The sequence below is a fragment of the Pseudomonas sp. OTU5201 genome (genome assembly GCF_038440135.1).
GTDB classification, from domain to species: domain Bacteria; phylum Pseudomonadota; class Gammaproteobacteria; order Pseudomonadales; family Pseudomonadaceae; genus Metapseudomonas; species Metapseudomonas resinovorans.
Genome location: NZ_JASATC010000027.1, coordinates 35,400 through 61,510 on the forward strand (window position 1 = coordinate 35,400; position 26,111 = coordinate 61,510).

The 26,111-nt window shown below is 63.7% G+C and carries 25 protein-coding genes and 1 pseudogene; 20 read left to right on the forward strand and 6 right to left on the reverse strand.

Annotated features, from left to right (window positions below; all coding sequences use genetic code 11):
- Window positions 1-42: 42 nt before the first annotated feature.
- Window positions 43-267, reverse strand: coding sequence for a hypothetical protein (locus AAHM40_RS17375; RefSeq protein ID WP_342245797.1), 225 nt, complete (start codon window positions 265-267; stop codon window positions 43-45).
- Window positions 268-494: 227 nt separating this feature from the next.
- Between AAHM40_RS17375 and AAHM40_RS17380 the strand changes: the two genes are divergently transcribed.
- The 6 genes and pseudogenes from AAHM40_RS17380 to AAHM40_RS17405 all read left to right on the forward strand — a co-directional run.
- Window positions 495-950, forward strand: coding sequence for a PaaI family thioesterase (locus tag AAHM40_RS17380; protein WP_342245757.1), 456 nt, complete (start codon window positions 495-497; stop codon window positions 948-950).
- Window positions 947-1,390 (forward strand): PaaI family thioesterase, encoded by a 444-nt coding sequence (locus AAHM40_RS17385; RefSeq protein WP_342245758.1) that lies wholly within the window; start codon window positions 947-949, stop codon window positions 1,388-1,390. The genes AAHM40_RS17380 and AAHM40_RS17385 overlap by 4 nt, the downstream gene beginning before the upstream one ends.
- Window positions 1,391-1,430: 40 nt before the next feature.
- On the forward strand, window positions 1,431-2,678 hold the full coding sequence (locus AAHM40_RS17390) for an MFS transporter (RefSeq protein WP_342245759.1): 1,248 nt from the start codon (window positions 1,431-1,433) through the stop codon (window positions 2,676-2,678).
- Between the two features lie 175 nt (window positions 2,679-2,853).
- On the forward strand, window positions 2,854-4,752 hold the full coding sequence (gene htpG, locus AAHM40_RS17395) for a molecular chaperone HtpG (RefSeq protein WP_342245760.1): 1,899 nt from the start codon (window positions 2,854-2,856) through the stop codon (window positions 4,750-4,752).
- A 219-nt stretch (window positions 4,753-4,971) separates the two neighbouring features.
- A complete protein-coding gene (locus AAHM40_RS17400) occupies window positions 4,972-5,760 on the forward strand; it encodes a dienelactone hydrolase family protein (protein WP_342245761.1) in 789 nt (262 codons plus the stop codon).
- A 42-nt stretch (window positions 5,761-5,802) separates the two neighbouring features.
- Window positions 5,803-6,024, forward strand: a pseudogene (locus AAHM40_RS17405) (dienelactone hydrolase family protein); the annotation flags it as partial.
- Window positions 6,025-6,084: 60 nt separating this feature from the next.
- On the opposite strand, the gene AAHM40_RS17410 reads toward AAHM40_RS17405, so the two are convergent.
- Together AAHM40_RS17410 and AAHM40_RS17415 are read right to left on the reverse strand one after the other, a co-directional pair.
- Window positions 6,085-6,945, reverse strand: a complete 861-nt coding sequence (locus tag AAHM40_RS17410) for a pirin family protein (protein ID WP_342245762.1) — start codon at window positions 6,943-6,945, stop codon at window positions 6,085-6,087.
- A 20-nt stretch (window positions 6,946-6,965) separates the two neighbouring features.
- Window positions 6,966-7,385, reverse strand: a complete 420-nt coding sequence (locus AAHM40_RS17415; protein ID WP_342245763.1) for an OsmC family protein — start codon at window positions 7,383-7,385, stop codon at window positions 6,966-6,968.
- A gap of 186 nt (window positions 7,386-7,571) precedes the next feature.
- Here AAHM40_RS17415 and AAHM40_RS17420 point away from each other — a divergent pair, with 186 nt between their 5' ends.
- The 5 genes from AAHM40_RS17420 (at window position 7,572) to mddA (ending at window position 14,060) form a co-directional block, all read left to right on the forward strand.
- Window positions 7,572-8,546, forward strand: a complete 975-nt coding sequence (locus AAHM40_RS17420) for an amidohydrolase family protein (protein ID WP_342245798.1) — start codon at window positions 7,572-7,574, stop codon at window positions 8,544-8,546.
- A gap of 63 nt (window positions 8,547-8,609) precedes the next feature.
- Window positions 8,610-9,074: a DUF3859 domain-containing protein gene (locus tag AAHM40_RS17425; RefSeq protein ID WP_342245764.1), complete on the forward strand. Its 465-nt coding sequence runs from the start codon at window positions 8,610-8,612 to the stop codon at window positions 9,072-9,074.
- A 65-nt stretch (window positions 9,075-9,139) separates the two neighbouring features.
- On the forward strand, window positions 9,140-9,859 hold the full coding sequence (locus AAHM40_RS17430; protein ID WP_342245765.1) for a response regulator: 720 nt from the start codon (window positions 9,140-9,142) through the stop codon (window positions 9,857-9,859).
- Between the two features lie 510 nt (window positions 9,860-10,369).
- Window positions 10,370-13,192: a PAS domain-containing hybrid sensor histidine kinase/response regulator gene (locus AAHM40_RS17435; RefSeq protein ID WP_342245766.1), complete on the forward strand. Its 2,823-nt coding sequence runs from the start codon at window positions 10,370-10,372 to the stop codon at window positions 13,190-13,192.
- Between the two features lie 94 nt (window positions 13,193-13,286).
- Window positions 13,287-14,060: a methanethiol S-methyltransferase gene (gene mddA, locus AAHM40_RS17440; RefSeq protein WP_342245767.1), complete on the forward strand. Its 774-nt coding sequence runs from the start codon at window positions 13,287-13,289 to the stop codon at window positions 14,058-14,060.
- 56 nt (window positions 14,061-14,116) lie between these two features.
- On the opposite strand, the gene fabB is transcribed toward mddA, so the two are convergent.
- The 3 genes from fabB to AAHM40_RS17455 form a co-directional block, all read right to left on the reverse strand.
- Complete coding sequence (gene fabB, locus AAHM40_RS17445; RefSeq protein ID WP_028629410.1) at window positions 14,117-15,334, reverse strand: beta-ketoacyl-ACP synthase I; 1,218 nt, start codon at window positions 15,332-15,334, stop codon at window positions 14,117-14,119.
- An 11-nt stretch (window positions 15,335-15,345) separates the two neighbouring features.
- On the reverse strand, window positions 15,346-15,861 hold the full coding sequence (gene fabA, locus AAHM40_RS17450) for a 3-hydroxyacyl-[acyl-carrier-protein] dehydratase FabA (protein WP_028629409.1): 516 nt from the start codon (window positions 15,859-15,861) through the stop codon (window positions 15,346-15,348).
- Between the two features lie 258 nt (window positions 15,862-16,119).
- Window positions 16,120-18,027, reverse strand: a complete 1,908-nt coding sequence (locus AAHM40_RS17455; protein WP_342245768.1) for an ATP-binding protein — start codon at window positions 18,025-18,027, stop codon at window positions 16,120-16,122.
- 324 nt (window positions 18,028-18,351) lie between these two features.
- Between AAHM40_RS17455 and AAHM40_RS17460 the strand changes: the two genes are divergently transcribed.
- From AAHM40_RS17460 to AAHM40_RS17500, 9 genes are all read left to right on the forward strand, one after another.
- Complete coding sequence (locus AAHM40_RS17460) at window positions 18,352-19,374, forward strand: NAD(P)H-dependent glycerol-3-phosphate dehydrogenase (RefSeq protein WP_342245769.1); 1,023 nt, start codon at window positions 18,352-18,354, stop codon at window positions 19,372-19,374.
- Between the two features lie 28 nt (window positions 19,375-19,402).
- Complete coding sequence (locus AAHM40_RS17465) at window positions 19,403-19,750, forward strand: DUF4389 domain-containing protein (RefSeq protein ID WP_028629406.1); 348 nt, start codon at window positions 19,403-19,405, stop codon at window positions 19,748-19,750.
- On the forward strand, window positions 19,747-20,211 hold the full coding sequence (gene sixA, locus AAHM40_RS17470) for a phosphohistidine phosphatase SixA (RefSeq protein WP_342245770.1): 465 nt from the start codon (window positions 19,747-19,749) through the stop codon (window positions 20,209-20,211). The genes AAHM40_RS17465 and sixA overlap by 4 nt, the downstream gene beginning before the upstream one ends.
- Window positions 20,212-20,316: 105 nt before the next feature.
- Window positions 20,317-21,984 (forward strand): AMP-binding protein, encoded by a 1,668-nt coding sequence (locus tag AAHM40_RS17475; protein ID WP_342245771.1) that lies wholly within the window; start codon window positions 20,317-20,319, stop codon window positions 21,982-21,984.
- A gap of 50 nt (window positions 21,985-22,034) precedes the next feature.
- Window positions 22,035-22,481, forward strand: a complete 447-nt coding sequence (locus AAHM40_RS17480; RefSeq protein WP_342245772.1) for a hotdog fold thioesterase — start codon at window positions 22,035-22,037, stop codon at window positions 22,479-22,481.
- 254 nt (window positions 22,482-22,735) lie between these two features.
- Window positions 22,736-23,539 carry an AraC family transcriptional regulator gene (locus AAHM40_RS17485; RefSeq protein WP_342245773.1) on the forward strand — a complete coding sequence of 268 codons (804 nt, stop codon included), beginning with the start codon at window positions 22,736-22,738 and terminating at the stop codon, window positions 23,537-23,539.
- Window positions 23,540-23,581: 42 nt separating this feature from the next.
- Entirely contained in the window at window positions 23,582-24,232 is a 651-nt protein-coding gene (locus tag AAHM40_RS17490; protein ID WP_342245774.1) for a LysE family translocator, read from the forward strand.
- Window positions 24,233-24,317: 85 nt separating this feature from the next.
- Window positions 24,318-25,124: an alpha/beta fold hydrolase gene (locus AAHM40_RS17495; protein ID WP_342245775.1), complete on the forward strand. Its 807-nt coding sequence runs from the start codon at window positions 24,318-24,320 to the stop codon at window positions 25,122-25,124.
- On the forward strand, window positions 25,121-25,984 hold the full coding sequence (locus AAHM40_RS17500; protein WP_342245776.1) for an alpha/beta fold hydrolase: 864 nt from the start codon (window positions 25,121-25,123) through the stop codon (window positions 25,982-25,984). The genes AAHM40_RS17495 and AAHM40_RS17500 overlap by 4 nt, the downstream gene beginning before the upstream one ends.
- Window positions 25,985-26,111: the final 127 nt, after the last annotated feature.

Below are 26,111 nucleotides of genomic sequence, written 5' to 3' on the forward strand. Positions count from 1 at the left end.
GGCCCGCGAATGCGGGCCTTGTCGTTCCAGGAGGCTGGATGCTTACTGGCTTTGCTCGGGCTCGGCCGGCGCAGTGCTAGGAGCGGCCGGGGCGGGCTCGGTCGGAGCCGGGGTGGCCTCCGGAGCCGGGGTCGGGGTGGGCGCGGGCGCGCTCGGCTGGGATTCGGTTGCCGGTGCAGCCGGGGCCTGGGCCTCTTCCTTCTTGTCGCAGGCAGCGAGACCAAGGCTGGCGGCCAGCAGCAGGGCGAGAGACAGGGTTTTCTTCATAAATAGAGCCTCCATGTGTGGCTTTCCTCATCGATAGCCGTTTGAACGTGTGAGCTTATTCGAAGTTCAATGTTTTCGCGCGAAAAATGCATTAATTCCTGAAGGATATTCCGGCAGGGCGGTCGGCAGCCGAAAAAGCCCGTCGCTGAGCGATTGCTTACGGCGCGAAAGGCCCCTCCAGCAGGGTATGATTCCGGCCTTCGCCACCCTCCGCCAAGGTCGTAGTCATGTCGGACAATTCACTTATCGAACGGGCACAGCGCTTTCTTTCCGCGCTGCGCCATTGCCAAGTGCTCGGCCTGAGCGTGCATGACGCCACACCGGCAGGCCTGACCCTGAAATTGCCCTACAGCGCCCAGATCATCGGCAACCCGGAGACCGGCGTGATCCATGGCGGCGCCATCACTACCCTGATGGACACCACCTGCGGCATTTCCACGGTCTGCGTACTGCCGGAGTTCGAAATCTGCCCGACCCTGGATCTGCGCATCGACTACATGCACCCGGCCGAGCCGCACAAGGACGTATTCGGCTTCGCCGAGTGCTACCGGGTGACGCCCAACGTCATCTTCACCCGTGGCTATGCGTATCAGGACGACCCGGCCCAGCCCATCGCCCATGTGGTCGGCGCCTTCATGCGCATGGGCAAGCCCGGCCAGTTGAAGCAGGGAGGTGCGGTATGAGCCTCGACTTCAACGCCATGGTGCGCGAGGCCCACGAGAAGAATGACTACAACTCGCTGGTGTGCATGATCCCCTACGCCAAGCTGATCGGCATCGAATGCCTGCGCCTGGGGGATGACATGGTGTTCCGTCTTCCGGCGAGCAAGGACAACATCGGCAACCCGACCCTACCGGCCATCCACGGCGGGGTGATCGCAGGTTTCATGGAGCATGCGGCCATGCTTCACCTGCTGATGTTCATGGGCACGCCACATATGCCCAAAATCATCGACTTCTCGATAGATTACCTGCGCGCCGGACACTATCGTGACACCTTCGTCCAGTGCCAGGTCTGGCGACAAGGCCGCCGCGTAGCCAACGTCGCCATCACTGCCTGGCAGACCACCCAGACCGAACCCATCGCCACGGCACGCGCCCACTTCAAGGTCGACGAACCCTGAGGTGCGCCAGTAGGGTCCGGTCGCTCTCAAGGAAAGTCCGATGGTTGCGTTACTGATACTTGGTGGCCTGCTGCTGATCGTCACCGGCCTGGTCTGGCTGGTGATGCTCGCCTTTGGTACCAGTTTGCTCTGGGGCTTTGGCAGCTTGTTGCCGCCGGTCACGCTGGCCTATGTGCTCAATCATTGGCGCACCGCGCGCAAGGCTGTGGCCCTGGGCGCGATGGGCTTCATTCCGCTGGTGGTGGGGTTGACGATGTTGGCCGCGCAGGACCCGGAGCGGCTGCAGGCGATCATCAGCCTTCGCTGGCTGGGTGATGAGCCGCAGGCTGTGTCAGAACTGGATATCCGTCTCAACGGTGAGCTCAACGGCCAGCGGTTCTCGCCGCTACAGGCCGAACTGGTGGACGGCATTCTCAGTCTGCGCGAGGGGCAGGATTTCTACGCCCGTCGCGAGTTGACCATACGTGTCGGCAACCTGCCGAAGGGGGCCTTGCGCCTGGACGTGCTGCCCCAGGACCCTGGACCGCAACCAGAAGTCGAGATCAGTTGGCTGCTACCGGAGCAGGAACTACCGGAGGCCAGGCGTATCCCCCGTGGCTACACCCTGCATCTGGACTTGCAGCCCGTGGCGCCAAACCGTCTGGCCGGCGACTTCCATCTGGTCTTGCCGCCGAAGTTCGCCACTACACTCACGGGCCATCTGGAGGTCTTTACCGACCGCCTGCGCTACCGAGATGGACGGGTGGATACCACCTACGACTCTCGCGACACCCTGGCCCATGTGATTCGTGACTACCTGCAGCGGCGCTTCGCCACCCATAACGTAGAGCTGGCCCAACTGCCAGCGGTCAGCCTGCCGGCGCGCGAGCTGGATCTGGACGTGGAGGCCCGTGTCGACGGCCAGGTTCAGCAACTGCCCTTGCAGCTGGCCAAGAGCGAGGCTCGGGGCTGGCGTGTGCGCGATGACAGTTTCCCGCCATTGACGACTCCCAGCGTGGCACCTGAAGCGCCGAGCGGGGCACAGGAGCTTGCGCCTGTCGCGGACGCCTCCGGTCCGGCGGATCGTCGCTTGCGTTTCTCACTGCAACGTTTGCTGAATACCCCCAGCCAGTACCAGGAGCTCAGCATGCGCGTGTACACAGTGCGTGGCAGCACCGCCGAAGGCCGCTTCGCCGGGCTGGATCGCGATGGCCGGATCCTCATTCGTCGTAACCTGGGCGGGGCAGGGGCCGCCAGCTTCAGTTTCGATGTCGAAGAGGTGTCCGACGTGGAGTTGCTGGAGCCCTGAGCCGGTCGAGTGAAACGCGCTTCTCTTTTCACTGTTTCCGGTCCAATAGCAGGTGCCATTGGCGGGCAAGTACCGTTCGATTTTCCTAAGCACTTGAAATCCTTGTTGAAGCCCCCATCTGGATGACATCCGCCGCCGTATGCGGCTCAAACCATCCACGTGGAGTTAGACGACCATGAGTGTGGAAACTCAAAAAGAAACCCTGGGCTTCCAGACCGAGGTGAAGCAACTGCTTCACCTGATGATCCATTCCCTGTATTCCAACAAGGAAATCTTCCTCCGCGAGCTGATTTCCAACGCCTCCGATGCTGCCGACAAGCTGCGCTTTGAAGCGCTGGCCAAGCCCGAGCTGCTGGAGGGCGGCGCCGAGCTGAAGATCCGCGTCAGCTTCGACAAGGACGCTCGCACCATCACCCTCGAAGACAACGGCATCGGCATGAGCCGCGACGAGGTAATCGCGCACCTGGGCACCATTGCCAAGTCCGGCACCGCCGACTTCCTGAAGAACCTTTCCGGCGACCAGAAGAAGGATTCCCACCTCATCGGTCAGTTCGGCGTGGGCTTCTATTCCGCCTTCATCGTCGCCGACAAAGTAGAAGTTTTCACCCGCCGCGCCGGTTTGTCGGCGAGCGAAGGCGTGCACTGGTCGTCGCAAGGCGAGGGCGAGTTCGACATCGCCACCGTCGAGAAGGCAGAGCGTGGCACCCGCATCGTCCTGCACCTGAAGAGTGGTGAAGAGGAGTTCGCCGATGGCTGGCGTCTGCGCAACGTCATCAAGAAGTACTCCGACCATATCGCCCTGCCCATCGAACTGCCGAAAGAACACCACGGCGAAGATGCGCCCGCCGAGCAGGAGTGGGAAACCGTCAACCGCGCCAGCGCGCTCTGGACTCGCCCGCGTACCGAGGTCAAGGACGAGGAATACCAGGAGTTCTACAAGCACGTTGCCCATGACTTCGAGAACCCGCTGTCCTGGAGCCACAACAAGGTTGAAGGCAAGCTGGAATACACCTCGCTGCTTTATGTTCCGGCCCGTGCTCCGTTCGATCTGTATCACCGCGAGGCACCGCGTGGCCTGAAGCTGTATGTGCAGCGCGTGTTCATCATGGACCAGGCCGAACAGTTCCTGCCGCTCTACCTGCGTTTCATCAAGGGCGTCGTGGACTCCAATGACCTGTCGCTGAACGTCTCCCGCGAGATCCTGCAGTCCGGTCCGGTGATCGACTCCATGAAGTCGGCTCTGACCAAGCGTGTGCTGGACATGCTGGAGAAGCTGGCGAAGAACGAACCCGAGCAATACAAGGGCTTTTGGAAGAACTTCGGCCAGGTGTTGAAGGAAGGTCCGGCGGAAGATTTCGCCAACAAGGAGAAGATCGCCGGCCTGCTGCGTTTCGCAGCCACCAGCGACGACTCGGGCGAGCAGAGCGTTTCCCTGGCCGACTATATCGGCCGCATGAAGGAAGGCCAGGACAAGATCTACTTCCTCACCGGCGAGAGCTATTCGCAGGTGAAGAACAGCCCGCACCTTGAGGTCTTCCGCAAGAAAGGCATCGAAGTGCTGCTGCTCACCGACCGTATCGACGAGTGGCTGATGAGTTACCTGTCCGACTTCGACGGCAAGGGTTTCGTGGATGTCGCCCGTGGTGACCTGGACCTCGGCAAGCTGGACTCGGAAGAGGACAAGAAGGCCCAGGAGGAAGTCGCCAAGACCAAGGAAGGCCTGATCGAGCGCCTGAAGAAGGTGCTGGAAGAGCAGGTCAGCGAAGTGCGCGTCTCCCACCGTCTGACTGACTCCCCGGCGATCCTCGCAATCGGCGAGCAGGATCTGGGCCTGCAGATGCGCCAGATACTCGAGGCCAGTGGCCAGAAGGTGCCGGACTCCAAGCCGATCTTCGAGATCAACCCGGCCCACCCGCTGATCGAGAAACTGGATGGCGAGCAGGACGAGGACCGCTTTGGCGAGTTGTCCCACATCCTCTTCGACCAGGCCGCCCTCGCCGCCGGCGACAGCCTAAAGGACCCGGCCGCCTACGTGCGCCGCCTGAACAAGCTGCTGGTGGAGCTCTCGGCCTGATAAGAGGCTGGAACGGAACAGGCCCGCGAATTGCGGGCCTTTTTCGTTCTGTTGTCGGGGCTTGATTCTTCAGTGGATCGAGTTCGTTCGCTATGCAGACCGCACAAGGTCAGGTCGACATTGCCGCGATCTTGAAATCCCATGCAATGAACCCGGCAGGAGGGCTCAGCCGGCATTGGGTCTAACCTTAGTCATTTCCCCTGGCACAGGAGAGTCCCCATGAACCGTTTGCTCCTGCCTTCGCTGCTGTTCGCATTTGCTTGCCCCGCTTGGGCTGCCATGGTTACCCAGGCTGTTCCGTACGAGATCGACGGCAAGGCCTTCGAGGGCACCCTGGTTTATGACGATGCGGTGAAGACCCCACGCCCCGGCCTGCTGATGGTGCCCAACTGGCTGGGCGTGACCCCGGCCGCAGCCGAGCAGGCCAAGGAAATTGCCGGCCAGCGCTACGTGATCTTCATTGCCGATATGTATGGAAAGGACGTTCGCCCAACCAATCCAGACGAAGCCAGGGCCGCCGCGACGGCGGTACGCGGTGATCGGCCCTTGATGCGCAAGCGTGCCCAAGCCGGTGTGGAGACTCTCAAGGCCCAGGCTGGGCAGGTGTCGCTGGACCTGGCGAGTCTCGGCGCCATCGGCTTCTGCTTCGGTGGCGGCAGCGTCCTGGAACTGGCGCGTTCAGGCGCACAGCTGAAGGGCTTCGTGTCTTTCCACGGCAACCTGGACACGCCGAACCCGGCCGATGCGCGCAATATTCGCGCGCCGGTACTGGTGTTGCATGGCGCGGACGACCCTGCCGTGCCCAAGACCCAGGTAGAGGCTTTCACGGCCGAAATGACGGCCGCCAAGGCCGATTGGCAACTGGTCAGCTACGGTGGTGCGGTGCATTCCTTCACCGAGCGCGGGGCCAGCGTGCCAGGGCGCAATGAATACAATCCCAAGGTCGCTGCCCGGGCCTACCAGGCCATGAACGACCTGTTCGACGAAGTCTTTGGCGGAACGAGGTAATCCATGACGCAGATCCAATCCCAGGTCCTCGGGTATACCTGCGATGGCGCGTTGGACCCGCTTGAGCCCCGTGAACAGTTACCGGTCTTCGCCAGGGAGATGGGCGAGGCTGGGGTGGATTGGCAATTGCTGAGTCATGGTGGCGCGGTGCATTCGTTCACCGATCCTGCCGCCAACAATCCGGGCACCGCGCAGTACAACGCCACGGTGTCACGGCGCGCCTTCACCGCCATGTACACGCTGCTGGACGAAATCTTCGCCTGAGCCCCAAGCCATTTGTGGGAGCCCGTAGGGTGGGCTTCAGCCCACCACCCGACGTCCAGATCAGCGCGGCAACTCGATGCGGCTGGTCTCGCCCGGCACAGTCGGCCAGTCACCGGCCGCCCAACGGCTGCGCGCCTGCTCGATCAGTTCCGGACTGCTGGACACGAAGTTCCAGTTCATCCGTCGCGGCCCATCCAGTGGTTCGCCGCCGATCATCACCAGTTGGCTACCGCTGCATGCGGAGAGCACGTACTCCACGCCCTCTGGCAACACCACCAGACTGCGTGCTTCGATCGGCTGGTCGTCCAGCATTGCTTCGCCTTCCAGCAGATAGAGCGCCCGCTGGGGATGTTCGCAGGGGATGGTCAGGGTGGCGCCGGCTTCCAGTTGCAGGTCGGCGTAGAGGGTAGGGGAGAGCACTGGTACAGGCGATTCCAGGCAGAAGCCGTTTCCGGCGATCAGGCGGATGCGTACACCGAGTGCTTCCTGCTGCGGCAGGCTCGCCGCCGGATGATGGCTGTAGCTGGGTTCGCAATCCTCGAATTCCTTTGGCAGGGCCAGCCAGACTTGCAGGCCGTGCGCGCGCGAGCCGCTGGCCATCAGCTTCGACGGCGTGCGCTCGACATGGGCAACGCCGCGGCCGGCGGTCATCCAGCTGACGTCGCCCGGCTTCACCAACTGGTCAGAGCCCAGGCTGTCCTTGTGTTGCAGCTCGCCTTCGAACAGGTAGGTGAGGGTGGAAAGGCCGATATGGGGGTGCTGGCGCACGTCCATGCCGGTGCCGGGGGCGTAGTCAGCTTCCAGCATGTGGTCGAAGAATACGAAGGGGCCGACGCTTCGGCACTGGGCCGACGGCAGCGGTCGGAGGATGGGTTGCCCGGCGACTTCTTCGGCGCGCGGGCGGATAGTGAGGATGTTCATACTCAGGTTTCCTGCTCGGGTCACTGGCTGAAGCTACCTTCGGCAAGGCGCGTTTCGATGCTCACTTCCACCTGGGTCATCAGCTTGTGTACCGGACACTTGTCGGCGATGCGCAGCAGGGTGGCGCGTTGCTCGTCGGTAAGGGCGCCGCGCAGGGTCAGTTTCACATCCAGGCGGTAGTGCCCCTTGCGTTCCTCGCTGTCGTCGCGGGTCACCTCAACGTCCACGCCAGTCAGCGGGATGCCGTTTTTCTGGGCGTAATAGGTGACGGTCAGGGCCTTGCAGCTGCCCAGTGCTACGTCGAAGTAGTCATGAGGCTCCGGGTCCGCACCGGCACCGCCAAGGTCCGTCGGCAGGTCAGTGAACAGCGGTGCCTTGCCTTCCAGTTCGATGCGTTGGCGGGTGCCGTTGGCGGAATCACGGGTGAGACGGATGGTCATGGGGGCCTCCTGGCCGATGAGCGGAATAGTCCCCGCTAGGCTAGCGCAAAGGGCGGCGGCCGGGCAGCAGGGCGCCAGGTTGAACGCGGTCAGCCGGCTGCCGGTCTATAGTCGCTCATACACCCGGGAGGACCTGCCTTGTATCGACTGAGGACCAGTCTCGCCGCACTGCTGCTGACGACGACCATGCCGGGAGAAGCACGCGAGTACCACTACAGCGACGCCCACCTGCACTACGTGGATTTCTTCCAGGAAACGGATGGCATGAAATCCCTCCTGCACGCGATGGACAAGGGGGGCATCGACCACGCAATGATCTCTGGTATTCCAGTGGCCAAGAAGTGGCATGAGGATGAACCCAAGCGGCCGCGCTACTACGCTGGCGACGACGCCGGGGCCTACTGGTACAGCGCCACCGACGTGCTGGTGGCCGCAGCGGTGAAGCAACTGCCGGTCGATCAGCGCAAGCGTTTTCATCCCTTTCTCAGCGGCTTCAATCCCAACGACAAGAATTCCGACGCGCATATTCGCCGCATGCTGGAACTGGATCCGGGCCTTTGGCAGGGCATAGGCGAGGTGTTCACCCGCCACGATGATCTCACCGCCCTCATCGATGGCGACACGCCGCGCGCCAACAACGAGGCCATGAATCGCATCTACCACCTGGCGGCCGAGTACGACCTGCCGGTGCTGCTGCACTCCAACATCACCTCCAAGCGTGAGCGCAATCCGCTCTACCTGCAGGAAGTGGAAGAGCCGCTGCGCAACCATCCTCACGTGCGCTTCATCTGGGCCCACGCCGGCTCCAGCCTGGAGATCCACCGCCACCAGACGAAGCTGGACTTTCTCCTGTCCACCCTCGAGCGGATGCTGGGGGCCTACCCGAACCTCTACGTCGACTTGTCCTGGAGTGTGCTCAAACCCTACTTGCTGGATGCCGACGGCAAGCCGGACCGGCGCTGGCTGGCACTGGTGGAGCGGTATCCGGACCGCTTCATGCTGGGTTCCGACGTGGTCGGGCATTTCGACGGCCTGGGGGACTACCTGGCGGCCTACAACGCCTTCCTCGACGCCCTGCCCGAAGCGGTGGCGCGCAAGGTTGCGCGGGACAATTTCCTGGCAGTGCTGCCGCGCAAACACCGGAGTGACCGCGCGCAGTGAGTCTGTCACGAGGCTGTCATGGCCACGTCATAACCTCGCGCCACCGCAAACAAGGAGCGCGATATGATCCCCTTTCGAATGACAGCACTCGTGGCCCTGGGCCTGGCTTCCGGCGTGGCCCTGGCTGATGTACGGGTGGACGGCCCGGTGGAGTACGGCATCTTCGAATCGCAGTATCAGGACTACCAGCCGGGCGAGCGTGTGCTGACCCGCAGCAATCAGAACATCGAGCAGACCGACGAGATCCCGGCCAAGTTGGGCACCAAGTTCGGCATGCGTTACACGCTGCTCGGAAAGCAGGAAAAGGACACCCCGCTGACCCTGCTGTACTTGACCCCCGGCGTGGTTACCCCGGACGGCAAGCGTCACGACAAGTTCGTGGTTGAGCAGAAGATGGCTCCCGGTGCGCCGATGGACGTGATGGCCTACGAATTCACCGAGCACTACGAAGTGGTGCCGGGCGAGTGGCGTTTCATGGTGTTCCAGGGCGACCGTCTGTTGGCCGAGCAGCGTTTCACCGTCCGCTGATCCCGCGCGTGTCGCCAGAGCGCGCTATATTCGCTGGGTCATAGGTGGGCGCGAGGCGCGGGTCCATGGCCGAACAGATCAGCATCCTGGTGGTGGACGACGACGAGGCGATCCGCGAACTGCTGCTGGATTACCTCGGCGGCCAGGGCTACCAGGTGCACGCCGTCGGCGACAGCGGCCAACTGCGTGCGCGGTTGGCCGAGGCGCTGCCCGATCTGGTGCTGCTGGATGTAGGGCTGCCCGGTGAGGACGGCCTGAGCCTTGCGCGGTACCTGCGCGAACATCACGACCTGCCGGTGATCATGGTCTCCGGCGCCGGCACGCCACTGGATCGCATCGTTGGGCTGGAGGTCGGTGCTGACGACTACCTGGCCAAGCCCTTCGACCCGCGTGAGCTGCTGGCGCGGGTCAAGACCGTGTTGCGGCGCTATCGTCGCGCCCCGGCGGCTTCCACTCAAACCGCCACGGAAAGCGAGCGGGCCTGCCTGCAACTCGGCCTCTGCCGCCTCGATCTGCAAAGCCGCCAGCTGCTTGACGCCTCAGGAGAGGAAATCCCCCTCACCGCCATGGAGTTCGACCTGCTCCAGGCCTTCGCCCAGCGGCCTAACCGGCCGTTATCTCGCGACCAGTTGTTGAACTTGACTCAGCATCGCGACTGGAACCCCTTCGACCGCTCCATCGACATCCGCATAGCGCGCCTGCGCCGCAAGCTGGAAACGGACCCGGACAAACCACAGATCATCCGCACCGTTCGCGGCGTCGGATACATGTTCGTCCCAGGCTGAGTCCGCAAGAAGCGGTAGGGGCGAATTCATTGCCCGTAGGCGCTGGCTCTTGGGCCGCTGGTAAATCTCTCGCAACAGCTAACATTGAGTACAGCCGTCTAGCCCCGGCACCTCCAGGCCTCCGTGCCAATCCTCCCCCTCGCGCCGTGCCCCCTGGCGCTGCTTGCAGCGAACGCACTTCAGTGCGGCCCGAAGGGCGAGCGAAGCGAGTAACAACGATGGAGCGAGGGAACCCCGGCGAAGCCGGGGCCGGATGCAGGGGCAAGCCCTTTGGTTCCTTTCGGGGCTTGAGAAGGGGACTCGTCCGGGGGGACGAAACCAGAAGTATCCGCAGAACTCGGCGAGCAGCCTGGCTAAGGACGTTCTAGCGACACTTAACGCAGACATAGCCAATGAATTCGCCCCCACGTCAGCTCTTTGTTTCAATTGTTTCAATGGCTCCAGGGCCCTCCGGGCGTGGCCCGGCTGTCTCTATACTCAGGCTGTCCGCTACCTCCGGAGGGCCTACCGGTGAGCCAGCCTCTGACCAGCCGCTTCCCCGTCAGTGCCGAAGAGCATCGCTTGCGGCAGATTGTCGATAACAGCAGTGCGGTGATCTATGTGAAGGACCTCGACGGCCGCCTGGTCCTGGTCAACCGGGCCTTCGAGCGGCTGTTCAAGGTCCGCGCGGAACGCGTGCTGGGGCATACCGACCACGATTTCTTTCCCAGGGAAATGGCCGATGTGCTGCGCGCCAACGACGTGCGTGTAGCGCAGCTCGGCCATGAGCTGGAGTTCGAGGAACAGGTGCCCATGGGCGGTGGTATCCGCACCTATCTGTCGAACAAATTCCCACTCTTCGATGGTGAAGGGCGGGTCAGCGCCATCTGTGGCATTTCCACTGACATCAGCTCACGCAAGAGCCTGGAAGAGGTGCTGCGGTTTGTTGCGCTGGGAGTTTCCGCCGCCACTGGCAACGAAGTGTTCGAGGCCATTGCCCGCTACATGGTGCGCTCCCTGAATGCCGACTTTGCCTTTGTCAGCCGCATCAGTGACCAGGGGCCGCAATGCCTCACCACGCTGGCGCTCTACTACGAAGGACGCTTGCACCAGAACGCTACCTATGACCTGAAGGGGACGCCCTGTGCCGAGGTATTCGGTCGCAGTTTCCATTTCGTGCCTCGCGACCTGCGCTGTTCCTACCCCAGCGACGAAGTGCTGGCCGCTTTCGGTGTCGACAGTTATGCCGGCTACCCGCTCTTTGCCAGTGATGGCCGGCCGCTGGGCCTGATTGCCGCTGGCCGGCTGGGGACGATGAGCGATCGTGACAGGGTGGAATCCGTTCTGCGGATTTTCTCGGTGCGGGCCGCCGCGGAAATCGAGCGGCTGGAGGCGGAAGCCAGCTACCGGGCGATTTTCAACAACTCCGAAGACGCGATCTTCGTCCACGACATCGAGAGTGGCGCCCTGGTGGACGTCAATCCCAAGGCCTGCCGTGCCTATGGCTACAGCTACGAGGAAATGCTCAAGCTGGACATCGATGCCTTCAGCGCCGGCTACGCCCCGTACACCGGCAAGGACGCGGCGGGTTACCTGGCCCGCGCCGCGGCCGGCGAGGTGCAGCGCTTCGAATGGCATCGACGCAACCGCGACGGAAGCCTGCACTGGGATGAAGTGCTGTTGAAGCGCGTCACCATTGGCGGCGTTGACCGCATCCTGGGCATCACCCGCGAGATTACCCAGCGCAAGGAGGCCGAGCAGGCCCTGCGCGCCAGCGAGCTGCAGTACCGGGCCATCACCAACACCGCCCTGGACTGCTTCATCAGCATGGACGAGGCCGGGCGCGTGCTGGCCTTCAACCCGGCGGCCGAGCAGTGCTTTGGCATCAGTCGTGAGCAGGCGCTGGGGCATTCGCTGCTGAAGTTGATCATCCCGCCGCGTTTCCGCGATGCCTATGAACATGCACTGGAGCACTACGTGAAGACCGGCCATGGCGCATTCCTCGGCAAGCGCATGGAGGTGGTGGCGCAGCGCGCCGACGGCCGAGAGTTTGCTGCAGAGCTCGCCCTGACCCAGGTGCCCGGTGATGAAGGGCCGCGCTTTATCTGTTACTTGCGCGACATCACCGAACGTACCCAGGCTGAAGAGGAACGTGCCCGCCTGGAGCAGCAGCTCCGCCAGGCTCAGCGCATGGAGGCCATCGGGCACCTGACGGGTGGCATCGCACACGATTTCAACAACTTGCTGACCAGCATGTTGGGCTACACGGTGATGGCCCAGGAGCTGGCGGAGCAGGACAGTGATGAGCGCCTGCGCAAGTACCTGTCGCGGGTTCAGCGCTCGGCGGAGAAAGCTCGCGACCTGATCCAGCAGATGCTCACCTTCAGCCGGGGCAGCCGCGGTAAACCGCAGGTGGTGGCGCTGGACTTGCTGCTGGGGGACTTTATTCGTCTCGTGGAGTCCACCCTGCCGGCCACGGTCGAGCTGGAGGTGCAGCTGGGTCACGACTTGCCCCGGGTACTGGCCGATCCTGTGCAGCTGGAGCAGGTGCTGATGAATCTCTGCATCAATGCCCGCGACGCCATGGGCAGCGTCGGGCAGTTGCGGGTGAGCCTGGCACAGCAGGAACTGGCGGGCGTCTGTGCTTCCTGCCAGCAGCGGATCGCGGGACACTTCGTGGCGCTTACCGTCAGCGACAGCGGGCCGGGGATCGATCCGGCGCTGCGGGCGCAGATATTCGAGCCGTTCTTCTCTACCAAGGCCAGCGGTCAGGGCAGTGGCATGGGCCTATCCATGGTGCACGGCATCGTCCATGAGTATGGCGGCCATATTCATCTGGACAGCGCGCCGGGGCAGGGCGCCACCTTCCGTGTGCTGATGCCGGCCCATGGCTCGGCGTCGAACGCGGACGCTGCAGTCGCTCCGGCCGCCGAGCGCCCACAATTGCGCTCCGCCTTACAGGGGCGGGTAGCCGTGGTGGACGACGACGCTACGGTAGCCGAGTTCATGGGTGAGCTGCTCGAGGGCTGGGGGTTGGAGTCCGGCATCTTCTGCGATGCGGAGCAGGCCAGCCTGCTGCTCTGTGCCGACCCGTATGCCTGGGACTTCATCATTCTGGACCAGAGCATGCCGCGTCTCTCCGGCCTGCAACTGGCGCGGCGCCTACTGGCGTCTCGTGCCGACCTGCCCATCGTGCTTTACACCGGTTTCAGCGATTCCCTGCTGGAGAGCGAGGTACAGCAGCAGGGCGTCAAGGCACTGTTGACCAAACCCCTGAACCAGCAGCGCCTGCACCAACTGTTGCAGGCCTGGCTGGGCAGTCCGGGGGGCGGATACAAAGCCGAAACAAACTGAGCGCTGCCAGCCATAGGGCTGATACAGGACGGGATGAAGCTGGTGTCCAAGGCGGGGCGATTCCGCCGACCAGAACCCGAGGCAGGAGCGCATCATGTTCACTTACTTCAAGCGCAGTTCGATTTTCTTCTACGGCCTGATCAGCTACCTGATCTTCCTGGCCACCTTCGCCTATTCCATCGGCTTCATCGCCAACCTGCCGTTCGCGCCGCGAACCCTGGATGGTGAGCCGCGCCTGCCGTTCTGGATCGCCCTTGGAATCGATGTGGCGCTGCTGGCCATCTTCTCCGTACAGCACAGCCTGATGGCCCGCCCGGCCTTCAAGGCCTGGTGGACGCAGTGGATACCACCGGCGGCCGAGCGCAGCACCTATGTTCTGTTTTCCAGTCTCGCGCTGATCCTGCTGTACAGCTACTGGCAACCCCTGGGCGGTGAAATCTGGACCATCGAAAACCGTTCGGGCCGCCTGGTGATGGGCGCGATCTTCGGTTTCGGCTGGGCGCTGGTGCTTTACGCCACCCTCCTGATCAATCACTTCGATCTGTTCGGCCTGCGCCAGGTCTGGCTGAACCTGCTGGGCAAGCCCTACACCGAGTTGGAGTTCAAGACTCCGGGCGCCTACAAGCTGGTGCGCCATCCGCTCTACCTGGGTTGGTTCCTGTGCTTCTGGGCCACTCCAACCATGAGCGCGGCTCATCTGCTGTTCGCGGTGCTGACCAGCATCTACATCCTGGCGGCCATTCAGCTGGAAGAACGCGACCTGCTGCGGGCGCATCCTGAATACTCCGACTATCGGCGCCAGGTGCCCATGCTGCTGCCGCGTATGGGGGGCAGGGACAAAACTGAGCACGGTCGCGAAGCGGCCTGAGCCGCAGAAAACAGAAAGGGCGCCAATGGCGCCCTTTCTTCGTTGCGAAACAGCCGTTAGCCGTTGAAGCGGCGCAGCACCAGGGTGGCGTTGGTGCCACCGAAGCCGAAGCTGTTCGACATCACGGTGTCGACCTTGGCGTTCTCGCGGGTCTCGCGCAGGATCGGCAGGTCAGCGACTTCCGGGTCCAGTTCGTCGATGTTGGCGGAACCGGCCATGAACTTGCCTTCCATCATCAGCAGGCAGTAGATGGCTTCCTGCACGCCAGCGGCGCCCAGGGAGTGGCCAGACAGGCTCTTGGTGGAGCTGATGGCCGGGGCCTTGTCGCCGAACACTTCGCGCACGCCACGGATTTCCGCCACGTCGCCCACCGGAGTGGAGGTGCCGTGGGTGTTCAGGTAGTCGATCGGGGTATCGACGGTCGACAGCGCCAGCTGCATGCAGCGGATGGCGCCTTCGCCGCTCGGGGCGACCATGTCGTAGCCGTCGGAAGTCGCGCCGTAGCCGACGATTTCGGCGTAGATCTTGGCGCCACGCTTGAGCGCGTGCTCCAGTTCCTCGACCACCACCATGCCACCGCCACCGGCGATGACGAAACCGTCACGCTTGGCGTCGTAGGCGCGGGAGGCCTTCTCCGGGGTTTCGTTGTACTGGGTGGAGAGGGCGCCCATGGCATCGAACAGGCAGCTCTGGCTCCAATGTTCTTCTTCACCGCCGCCAGCGAAGACCATGTCTTGCTTGCCCAGTTGGATCTGCTCCATGGCCTGGCCAATGCAGTGCGCGCTGGTGGCGCAGGCCGAGGAGATGGAGAAGTTCACGCCCTTGATCTGGAAGGGAGTGGCCAGGCAGGCGGATACGGTACTGCCCATGGTGCGGGTCACACGGTATGGGCCAATACGCTTGACGCCCTTTTCACGCAAGGTGTCGATGGCTTCCATCTGGTTGACGGTCGAAGCGCCGCCGGAGCCGGCGATCAGGCCAACGCGCGGGTTGGAGATCTGCTCTGCGCTCAGGCCGGCGTCTTCGATGGCCTGCTGCATGGCCAGGTAGGCGTAGGCAGCGGCATCGCCCATGAAACGGAAGATCTTGCGATCGATCAGCTCTTCCAGGTTCAGGTTGACGGAGCCGGACACCTGGCTGCGCAGACCCATCTCCGCATAGGAGGGGTTATGGCGAATGCCGGCACGGCCGGCACGCAGGTTGTCGGAGACGGTGGCTTTGTCATTGCCCAGGCAGGAAACGATGCCCAGGCCAGTGATCACGACGCGACGCATGCGGATGTCCTTCAGAAGCTGTCGGTAGAGGTGAACAGGCCGACGCGCAGGCCTTCGGCGCTGTAGATCTCGCGGCCATCGACGGCAACGGTGCCGTCGGCGATGCCGAGGATCAGCGAACGATTAATAGTGCGCTTGATGTGGATGTTGTAGGTGATCTTTTTCGCGGACGGCAGGACCTGACCGAAGAACTTGACTTCGCCGGAGCCCAGGGCGCGGCCGCGGCCGGGGTTGCCCTGCCAGCCGAGGTAGAAGCCGACCAACTGCCACATGGCATCGAGGCCAAGGCAGCCGGGCATGACCGGATCGCCCTCGAAGTGGCAGGCGAAGAACCACAGGTCGGGATTGATATCGAGCTCGGCGACGATCTCGCCTTTGCCGTACTTCCCGCCGGTCTCGCTGATATGCACGATGCGGTCGATCATCAGCATGTTGGGGGCGGGCAGTTGCGCATTACCAGGGCCGAACAGCTCGCCGCGACTGCAGCGCAGCAGGTCTTCCCGGGAATAGGCGTTTTGTTTGGTCATGCGAGCTCCTCAATGGTCCCCGTGCGGCACAGGGCTTTGCATTCATCCTTCTGCCGTGGCCGTTGTAGGGGGGCCAGTTGGCAGACTAGTCATAGACTGTTGCGTTGCGGTGAAAGTCACAGAGTGGCGAGCACAGTCGTTCACCTGAGTGACCTTGACTCGCCCAAAGGGCGCGACAGGGGCATCCCGCTCGCAAAGCGTGATGCACTTTAACATCCCGGAACACTCGACGAATGTCTGGAAACAGCATCAATCATTTCAGTCCGACGGTTTGCTCAGCCAGCGCTGCATCACCCGCAGCAGGTCGGCGCGCTTGAAGGGCTTGGCCAGGTAGTCATTCATGCCTGCGGCCAGGCAGGCCTCGCGGTCGCCCTGCAGGGCGTTGGCGGTGAGGGCGATAATCGGCAGCGTTGCACCGCCATTCGTCTGGCGAATCTGGCGCGTGGCTTCATAGCCATCCAGCACCGGCAGGCGGCAGTCCATGAGAATAGCGGCATAGTGGTGGCGTGACGCCTGGTGCACGGCCTGTGCACCGTCGCCCACCAGGCTAACCTGGTAACCGAGGCTGCGCAGCATGGCCTCTATCACGGTCTGGTTCACCGGGTTGTCCTCCACCAGCAGCACGTGCTGACCGCTGCCTTCACTGGGGGCGTGTGCCTGATTGGTGAGCGTTTCGGCTCCCTCGGGACGGAAAGGCAGGGGAATTTCCAGGGTGAAGACCGAACCCGAACCTTCATGACTTTCAGCCCGCAGTGTGCCGCCCATGCGTTCGGCCAGGGTGCGGGCGATGGGCAGGCCGAGGCCGGTGCCGCCATAGCGGCGGGAGATCGAGTGATCGGCTTGCTGGAATGCATCGAACATATGCTCCAGGCGGTCGGGGGGGATGCCGATCCCGCTGTCGTGCACGGCACAGGTGAGCCAGAGCACTTCGCTGTCCAGTGCCTGCCAGCGGGTTACGACCTTGATGCCACCTTCTTCGGTGAATTTCAGGGCATTGCCTACCAGATTGACCAGGATCTGCCGTAGACGCGTCGGATCGCCCTGGGCCTCGACCCGCTCCAGGCCTCCCTGGGTGTCCAGCGTCAGCACCAATCCGCGCTGCTGGGCACTGTGCTGGAACACTTGCACCGAACCCAGGATCAGGTCCAGCAGGTTGAAGGGAATGCGTTCCAGCTCCAGGGCGCCGCGTTCGATGCGAGAGAAGTCGAGGATGTCGTTGATCACCTTGAGCAGGTGCTCGGTGGACTCGGTGGCCAGCGCCGCGTACTCCGCCTGTTCCTCGGTCATCTCCGTGGTTTCCAGCAGCTGGAGCATGCCCAGCACACCGTTCATGGGGGTGCGCAGTTCGTGACTCATCATCGCCAGGAAGTCGGATTTGGCCCTGTTTGCCATTTCTGCTTCCTCGCGTGCCTTGATCAACTGACCCATCGCCTGCTGCTGCTCGCGGCTGGCCTGTTCCAGGCCGCTGGCGAGGTTGTTGATGTGGCGGCCGAGGTCGCCCAGTTCACTGTCGTCTACCACGGGGAGGCTGGCGTCGTAGTTACCGTCCTGGATGGCCTTGACCGCGTCGCCCATCGCGCTGATGGGTTGCGACAGGCGAGTGGCCAGGCGGCGCGCGAGCAGGAAGGTGAGGAGAAGGGCCATGAACGCGAGCACAGTGGCCTTGAGGAGGATCTCCTGCTGGCGGCTGCTGAAGGCGTCGTTGGACATGCCCACGACTACGCGGCCCAGGTAGTTGCCGTCGTTGCTGCGGCTGTCTCCCCTGGCCAGGGTGCGCTGTGCCTGCAGGTGCATCTGCTGCTGGATGATGGGCGCATGGAAAACTTCCACCTGCGCGCCGCTCTTCTCGAGGCGGTCCTGCTGCTCCAGGTAGACCAGGATATTGTCGGCGCGGTCGCGCACTTCGAGAAACCGCACATGGGGCGTGCCCAGGCTGGCCTGGAGCAAGCCTTCCAGTACCTCCAGGTTGCCGGTGACCACGCCGTACTCCGCTGCCGGTGCGAGCTGGCTGGCGATCAACTGGCCAGTGTGATTCAGCTCCTGACGCAGGTCCTGCAGGCGGGCGAAGGTGAAGAACCCGGTGAGCAGCAAGGTCAGCAGCAGCGCCGGGCCGAGGCTGATCAACTGGGTGCGGGTGTGGATGTCCCAGCGATGCCGCAAGGTCATGGGCGCGGCTCTCCTTCAGCGGCGGGAGAGATCGGCGATCGGGGGGAGGGTAGGCACATCTTCCTTTTGCCTCGGTGCGGGGGCGTCCGTGAGGTGAATCTATGTTGGAACTTTAGTCTTGTTATGCCCCAATGCTGGGGGATTTTTTGATGCGCGGCGGTTGTTGGGGCGCGAATGCGGCAACCTTGACGTCAGAGAACTGCGGCATCTTAACCGAGGATGATCGCTTTGCCAGCGCGATGGCTCTGGATTGATGCTGGCCGGTAGACGGCGCCTCCGTATAATGCGTGGATTCGCCATTCCTTTGGCCTACATGGACCCGTTATGACTGAACAGCAACCCGTCGCGGTGCTCGGCGGCGGCAGCTTCGGCACCGCCATCGCCAACCTGCTGGCCGAGAATGGCCAGCGCGTACGCCATTGGATGCGCGACCCCGAACAGGCCGAGGCGATCCGTACCCTGCGGGAGAACCCTCGCTACCTCAAGGGTGTGAAGATCCACTCCGGCGTCGAGCCGGACACCGATCTGTCCGCCGTGCTCGCCGATTGTGAGCTGGTCTTCGTTGCCGTGCCGTCCAGTGCATTGCGACCCGTGCTGGAACCGGTGTCCGGGCAACTGACCGGCAAGCTCCTGGTCAGCACCACCAAGGGCATCGAGGCGAAAAGCTTCAAGCTGATGAGCCAGATTCTCGAAGAAGTGGCACCGGATGCGCGCATTGGCGTCATTTCCGGCCCCAACCTGGCCAAGGAAATCGCCGACCACGCGCTGACTGCCACGGTGGTTGCCAGCGAGGATGCCGAGCTCTGCCAACGCGTACAGTCCGCGCTGCATGGCCGTACCTTCCGTGTCTACGCCAGCCAGGACCGCTTCGGTGTCGAGCTGGGCGGTGCGCTGAAAAACGTCTACGCCATCATCGCCGGCATGGCTGCTGCCCTGGACATGGGCGAGAACACCAAGAGCATGCTGATCACCCGCGCCCTGGCGGAGATGACCCGCTTTGCCGTCAAACTGGGCGCCAACCCCATGACCTTCCTGGGCCTGGCTGGTGTGGGCGACCTGATCGTCACCTGTTCCTCCCCCAAAAGCCGCAACTACCAAGTGGGCTACGCCCTGGGCGAGGGCCTGTCCCTGGAAGACGCGGTTTCACGTCTGGGCGAGGTTGCAGAGGGCGTCAACACCCTCAAGGTTCTCAAGAGTCGTTCCGAGGAGCTGCAGGTCTACATGCCGCTGGTCGCGGGGCTGCATGCCATACTTTTTGAAGGGCGTACGTTGGCCCAGGTGATCGAGCTGCTGATGCGCGGCGAGCCGAAGACCGACGTAGACTTCATTCCAACCACCGGCTTCTGATTCACACTTTCGGACAAGGAGATTCCCCATGAGTGAAGAACGCGAAGACCTGCAGCGCGAGCACATCCTGCTGCGCGTCCTGTGGATGCTGATCTTCGTCATCGTCTGGCAACTGGCTGAAATCGTGCTGGGTGCCGTGGTCCTGCTGCAACTGGGTTACCGCGCCTTCTACGGCGCACCCAATGCCGGCCTGCTGTCGTTCGGCGACAGCCTGAGCCAGTACCTGGCTCAGATAGGCCGTTTCGGCACCTTCAACACTGAGGAGAAACCCTGGCCCTTCGCCGATTGGCCCGAGGCTCGTGCTGCCGAGGGCGAGGCGCCCCATGCGGTGCCGCCAGCTGCTCACCCGGTGCGTGACGAAGAGCCCAAGCTGTGAGGCTCTGGCTGCTGCGCCATGGCGAGGCTGAACCCCGCGCCCGGACCGATGCCGAGCGCGAGTTGACTCGCCACGGTCGCAAGGACGTGCTGCACAGTGCCGCTCAACTCGCCGGGCAGCCGCTGGACGCAATTCTGGCCAGCCCGTATGTGCGGGCGCAGCAGACCGCTGAGCTGGTTCGTGATGCCCTGGCCTTCAGCGGTGCCGTTGGCACCGCTCCCTGGCTGACCCCGGACAGTGACCCGCGGGAGGCGCTCGACTTCCTCGCCGAACGCAGCGAGCAGGACCTGTTGCTGGTCACCCATAATCCCTTCGTCAGTGAACTGGCCGGTCTGCTGATCCACGGCCATCGCCAGGAGCCGCTGCCTATGGGCACTGCCAGTCTGGCCGAGTTGGAGGGTGACCTGCTGGTCCCCGGTCTCATGTCCTTGCGCGCTGTCCATCACGTTCGTCATCACTGACGATTCGCAACATTTCTTAACTTGCGCCTCCTCCCAAGTGCGTGGAATAGTCGACCAAGCAAGTGCTTGGTTGTCCCCTAAAAAAAGAACAAAGGAGGAGGCCCTGTGGCTGATGCAGTCCGTTTGCCGCTTGAAATGTTTTTCGAGCGTGAAGCCCGTCACCCGAATACGCGCTACCTGGTCCAGCCGCTAGGCGGCGGACGGATCGAGGAGCTGACCTGGGCCGATGTGGGCGAGCAGGCCCGTCGGGCCGCCAGTTGGCTGCGGGGGCGTGACCTGCCCCAGGGCAGCCGTATCGCAATCATTTCCAAAAATTGTGCCCACTGGATCGTTGCCGACCTCGCCATCTGGATGGCTGGCCACGTTTCCGTTCCCCTCTACCCCAACCTCACCGCCGAGTCGGTGCACCAGGTGCTGGAGCATTCCGAATCGGCCCTTGCCTTCATTGGCAAGCTCGATGACTGGGCCGCCATGGCCAGCGGCGTCCCTCAGGGCGTGCCGACCATCGCACTGCCCATTCACCCGGCGGGTGAGTTCGACTTCAGCTGGGCCGACCTGCAGGCCGTCAACCCGATCCAGGACAGTCCCAAGGGCGCCCCGGATCAGCTCGCCACCATCATCTACACCTCCGGGACCACCGGTACGCCCAAGGGCGTCATGCACAATTTCAGCAATTTCGCCTTCGCTGCCGGCCATGGCGTGGAACTGTTCCAGACCGGGGAGGACGATCGCCTGCTGTCCTACCTGCCGCTGTGCCACGTGGCTGAGCGGATGTTCGTGGAGATGGGGTCGCTCTACGCCGGGCAGACGGTGTTCTTCGCCGAGAGTCTGGAAACCTTTCTCGATGACCTGCGCCGTGCCCGTCCCACCGCGATCTTTGGTGTGCCGCGTATCTGGACCAAGTTCCAGATGGGCGTCTATTCGAAGATGCCGGCGGCAAAGCTCGATCGCCTGCTTCGGTTGCCTGTCATCGGCCGCATCGTCGGCCGCAAGGTGTTGGCTGGCCTGGGCCTGGATGCCGTGCGCAACGCCCTGTGCGGTGCCGCGCCAGTGCCCGGTGCGCTGCTGAACTGGTACAAGCGCCTCGGCCTGGAGGTGGCGGAGGTGTATGGCATGACCGAGAACTGCGGCTATTCCCACCTGTGCCTCAAGGGTCGGCACAAGCCCGGCTGGATCGGCCAGAACAGCCCCGGCGTGGAGGTCCGGATCAGTGAGGAGGGCGAGGTGCAGGTGCGCAGCGGCGCCACCATGCAGGGGTACTACAAGGACCCGGAGCGCACTGCCGAGACCATCACCCAAGACGGCTTCCTGCGTACCGGCGACAAGGGCGAGCAGGACGCCGACGGCAACCTGCGCCTGACCGGCCGCATCAAGGAAATCTTCAAGACCAGCAAGGGCAAGTACGTGGCGCCGGCGCCCATCGAGAATCGCCTCGCCGTGCATCCGCGCATTGAGCAGGTCTGCGTGGTGGGCGACGGCCTGCCCCAGCCCATGGCTCTCTGCGTGCTCTCCGATGTTGGGCGGCTGGAGGCGGCGAACAGTGCCCGCGCCGAGCTGGAGGTCAGCCTGCGCAACCTGCTGGAGGAGGTCAACGGCGACCTCGACAAGCACGAGCGCCTGCAGGGGCTGGTGTTGGTCAAGGAGGTCTGGGCGGTGGACAACGGCTTCCTCACCCCAACGCTGAAGATCAAGCGCAACGTGGTGGAAGATGCCTACGGCAAGCGCTTCCCTGAATGGCTCGAACGCCAGGAAGCGGTTGTCTGGCACGAATGATCCAGCCTGGCCGGGACGCTTCGTCCCGGCCTCCCACAAGGAATGACCCCATGGGCCTGTGGCGACAAATCCCCGATCTCACGCATCTCAACGAATCCCTGACGAATACCATTGGCGAAGGCCTGGACATCCGCTTCGAGGCCTTCGACGAAGAATCCCTGACCGCCAGCATGGTGGTCGACCAGCGCACCCATCAACCCTACGGCCTGCTTCACGGCGGCGCCTCAGTGGTGCTGGCGGAAACTCTGGGCTCCACCGCCAGCTACCTGTGCATCGATACCGCGCGTTTCTACTGTGTGGGGCTGGAGGTCAACGCCAACCACCTGCGAGGCCTGCGCAGCGGTCGCGTCATGGCTGTTGCTCGCCCGGTGCACCTGGGCCGGACCACCCATGTCTGGGACATCCGACTCTCGGCCGAAGACGGCAAACCCAGCTGTATTTCCCGCCTGACCATGGCCATCGTGCCCCTAGGCGCCGAGCCGCCGCGGGGCGGCTGACATGTAGGAGCGAGCTTGCTCGCGAAAGATCGTGCTCGGGCTGTTCGCGAGCAAGCTCGCTCCTACAGAAAGTCCGTCTTCATGCTGATAATCGGTGCATTTCAATCGTCACAGGCAGAGCCGATGACCCATGACCACGTCCTAAGGACGTGGTTTCCCAATTTCAAATGAATGCGCTTCACGGCGTATCCGCCGGCTTTCACCCCGCAATTTTGTCCAAGAAGCGCACGGCGCCGCGGAGTAAAGTGGCGCCCATGGACCAGACCAACCACATCCCCAGCTACTTGCCGGGCGTCCGCCTGATCGACGCTCAGTACCAGCACTTCGCCTTTCCCCGGCACTTCCATCTGGAGTACCACCTGGGGCTGGTGGTGCGCGGTCGGCAACGCTACCTGCACCAGGGTGAAAGCCATCAGGCCGACACCGGGGACGTGTTGTTGATGGCGCCGGAGCAGATCCACGATGGTGCCGGAGTCGATGGCCAGAGCTATCAGATTCGCGTGCTGGCTTTCGACCCGCAATGGCTGGACGACGCCAGTCGCAGCCTCAGTGATGAGCGCCAGGGCGCGCCGCGCCTGACTACCAGTATTCTTCGCGACGCCACACTACGCGGACAGTTGCAAGCGTTGCACGGCGCGCTAGCCCTGGGCTCGCGGCTGGAGCAGGAAAGCCAGCTCTGGCCGACTCTCGCCAACCTGTTGGGGCAGGGTTCCACGCTACGCGTCCGTGAGCCGGAGCATGGCTTCGATGCCCGCACCTGGGCGCGCTTGCGGGAGTGGCTGGAATCGCGCCTTGACTCGCCGCCATCGCTGGAGGATCTGGCCGCATTCTGCGGCCTCAGCCCCTGGCAGGCGTTGCGCCGCTTCAACCGCCAATGCGGACTGCCTCCTCACCAGTGGCTGACGCAGTTACGTCTGGAGCGCGCCCTGCCAAGGGTGCTGCGCGGCGAGGTTCTGAGCGAAGTGGCGCTGGACCTGGGCTTCTACGACCAGGCGCACTTCTCGCGGCTGTTCCGCCGCACCTACGGCGTGCCGCCGGCCAAGCTGCGCAACCGCTGATCTGTCATCACCGCTGAATCCTCACGATCCTGGAGAACATCCATGCAGGAGACTTCCGTCTTGCTGTCGCTGGCGGCCGTGTTCGCCGTCGCTCTGGTCAGCCCCGGCCCCGATGTCGCGCTAGTCGTTCGCACCGCCGTGCATCAGGGGCGTCGAGCCGGGCTGCTCAGCGCGCTGGGCCTGGCCTGCGGCATCCTTGTTCACGGCACCCTGGTGCTGACCGGTGTGGCGCTGTTGCTCAGTCGCTCGCCGCTACTGTTCGATCTGCTGCAACTGCTCGGCGCCAGCTACCTTGGCTGGCTCGGCGTCGGTGCCGTGCGCAGCTGGTTCCAGCGTCGGGAGGGCACTCATGGGCGGCTGGCCAGCGCGCTGCCGCCCTCGGCCCTGGGGCCCTGGCTGCGCGGGCTGGCCACCAACGTGTTCAATCCGAAAGCGCTGGTGTTCTTCCTCGCGCTGCTTTCGGGGCTGATTCCGGCGGATATGTCCGTTGCCGGAAAGCTCGGTGCCGCCGGCATACTTTTCGGAATGGGGCTAGCCTGGTTCAGCGTGCTGGGCCTGGCGTTGACCCGTGGCAGCGTTCAGCAGCACCTGCTGCGTGTCTCGCCGGCCATCGACCTGGCCTGCGGGCTGGTGTTCCTGCTGGTGGCGTTGGCCATAGTCGGGCGACTGTTGGCACCGGGGTTTTGGCAGTAGCGCCATCATCACTGGCGGTTACAGTCATTGCCGCGTGAGCGGGGCTGCCGGAAAATCCCCTGCATTCCCCGACGAGCCGGACGCCATGTCGCACACCATCTTCTTCGCCCACGCCAACGGCTTTCCTTCGGCCACCTACGGCAAGCTCTTCGCCGCCCTGGCCCCGGACTTCCACGTCGAGCACTTGGAGCAGCACGGGCACGACCCGCGCTTCCCGGTGAACGACAATTGGGAGAATCTGGTGGACGAATTGATCCACCACCTGGAAGGGCGCGGCGATCCGGTCTGGGGCCTGGGTCATTCTCTCGGCGGCGTGCTGCACTACCATGCCGCGCTCCTACGGCCCGACCTCTATCGCGGCGTGGTGATGCTGGACTCCCCGGTACTGACCTTGGCTGATCGCATCGTCATCCGTGCGGCCAAGCGCTTTGGCTTCATTGACCGCATCACCCCGGCCGGCCGCACCCTGGGCCGTCGCGAGGAGTTCGGTGATTTCAACGAGGCCCGTGATTACTTCGCCGGCAAGACCTTGTTCCGCCGTTTCGACCCCGAGTGTCTGGAGGCCTATGTCCAGCATGGCCTGGCACGCCACGGCGAAAGCCTGCGGCTGAAGTTCGACGCCGCCACCGAAATCAGCATCTACCGCAGCGTGCCGCACCGCACGCCAGGCCGTCCGCAGCAGCTCAAGGTGCCTTTGGCGCTGGTGCGCGGACGCCACAGCAAGGTGGTGTTGCCGCACCATGCGCGGTTGCTGAAGCGGGTACCACAAGGGGAATACCTGTCGCTGCCCGGTGGGCATATGTTCCCTCTGGAACGCCCGCAGGAAACCGCCGAGCTGCTCAAGTCCGTATTCGGCCGCTGGGACGGCCGCCGTCAGGAGGCCAGCGCATGACTGCTCAGGTCGAAGAAATCCGCCTCAACCTACCCCACATCGAACTGGCGGCGCACCTCTACGGGCCCGAAGACGGCCAGCCGGTGATAGCCCTGCACGGCTGGCTGGACAACGCCAACAGCTTCGCCCGCCTGGCGCCGCGCCTGCCGGGGCTGCGCATCGTCGCCCTGGACTTCGCCGGCCATGGGCTGTCCGCCCATCGCGCACCGGGGGCCAGCTACCTGCTTTGGGACTATGCCGCTGATGTGCTGCTGGTGGCCGAGCAACTGGGCTGGGAGCGTTTCTCCCTGCTCGGCCACTCCATGGGCGCCATCGTCTCGGTGATGCTGGCCGGTGCCATGCCCGACAGGGTCGAGCGCCTGGCCCTTATCGATGGCTTGATGCCCTACACCGGCGAGGCCGAGCAGGCGCCGACCAAGCTGGGAGAGGCGTTGCGCGCGCAACTGGCGCTGGTGGGCAAGCGCAAGCCGGTCTACGCCGCTATCGATCGCGCTGTTGAGGCACGCATGCGTGGCACCGGAGGGGTCAGCCGCGAGGCCGCTGAACTGCTTGCCGAGCGCGGCCTGATGCCGGTGCCTGGAGGCTACACCTGGCGCACCGATAGCAGACTCACCCTGCCGTCGCCACTGCGCCTGACCCGCGCCCATGCGCTGGCCTTTGTCCATGCGGTGAAGTGCCCGTCCATGCTGGTGCTGGCGGAGGAGGGGCTGCTGCATGTGGAGCCCAAGTTTGCCGGTCTGCTGGAGGGATTGCCATTCGACGTGCATCGCTTGCCTGGCAAGCATCACCTGCACCTGGATGACGAGGCCGGTGCTCAAGCGGTAGCAGACTGTTTCAATCCCTTCTTCGCGATTCCTTGACTTGCACCCGCCAACCGGGAAGGCTGGCGGTTTTTGGTCAGGGAACAGCGGGATGGTCGAAACCGTTGTGCGGCGCGGCTCGATCCGTGGCAAGCGGCAGGAAAAGGCCCGAAAGCTGGTCCAGACT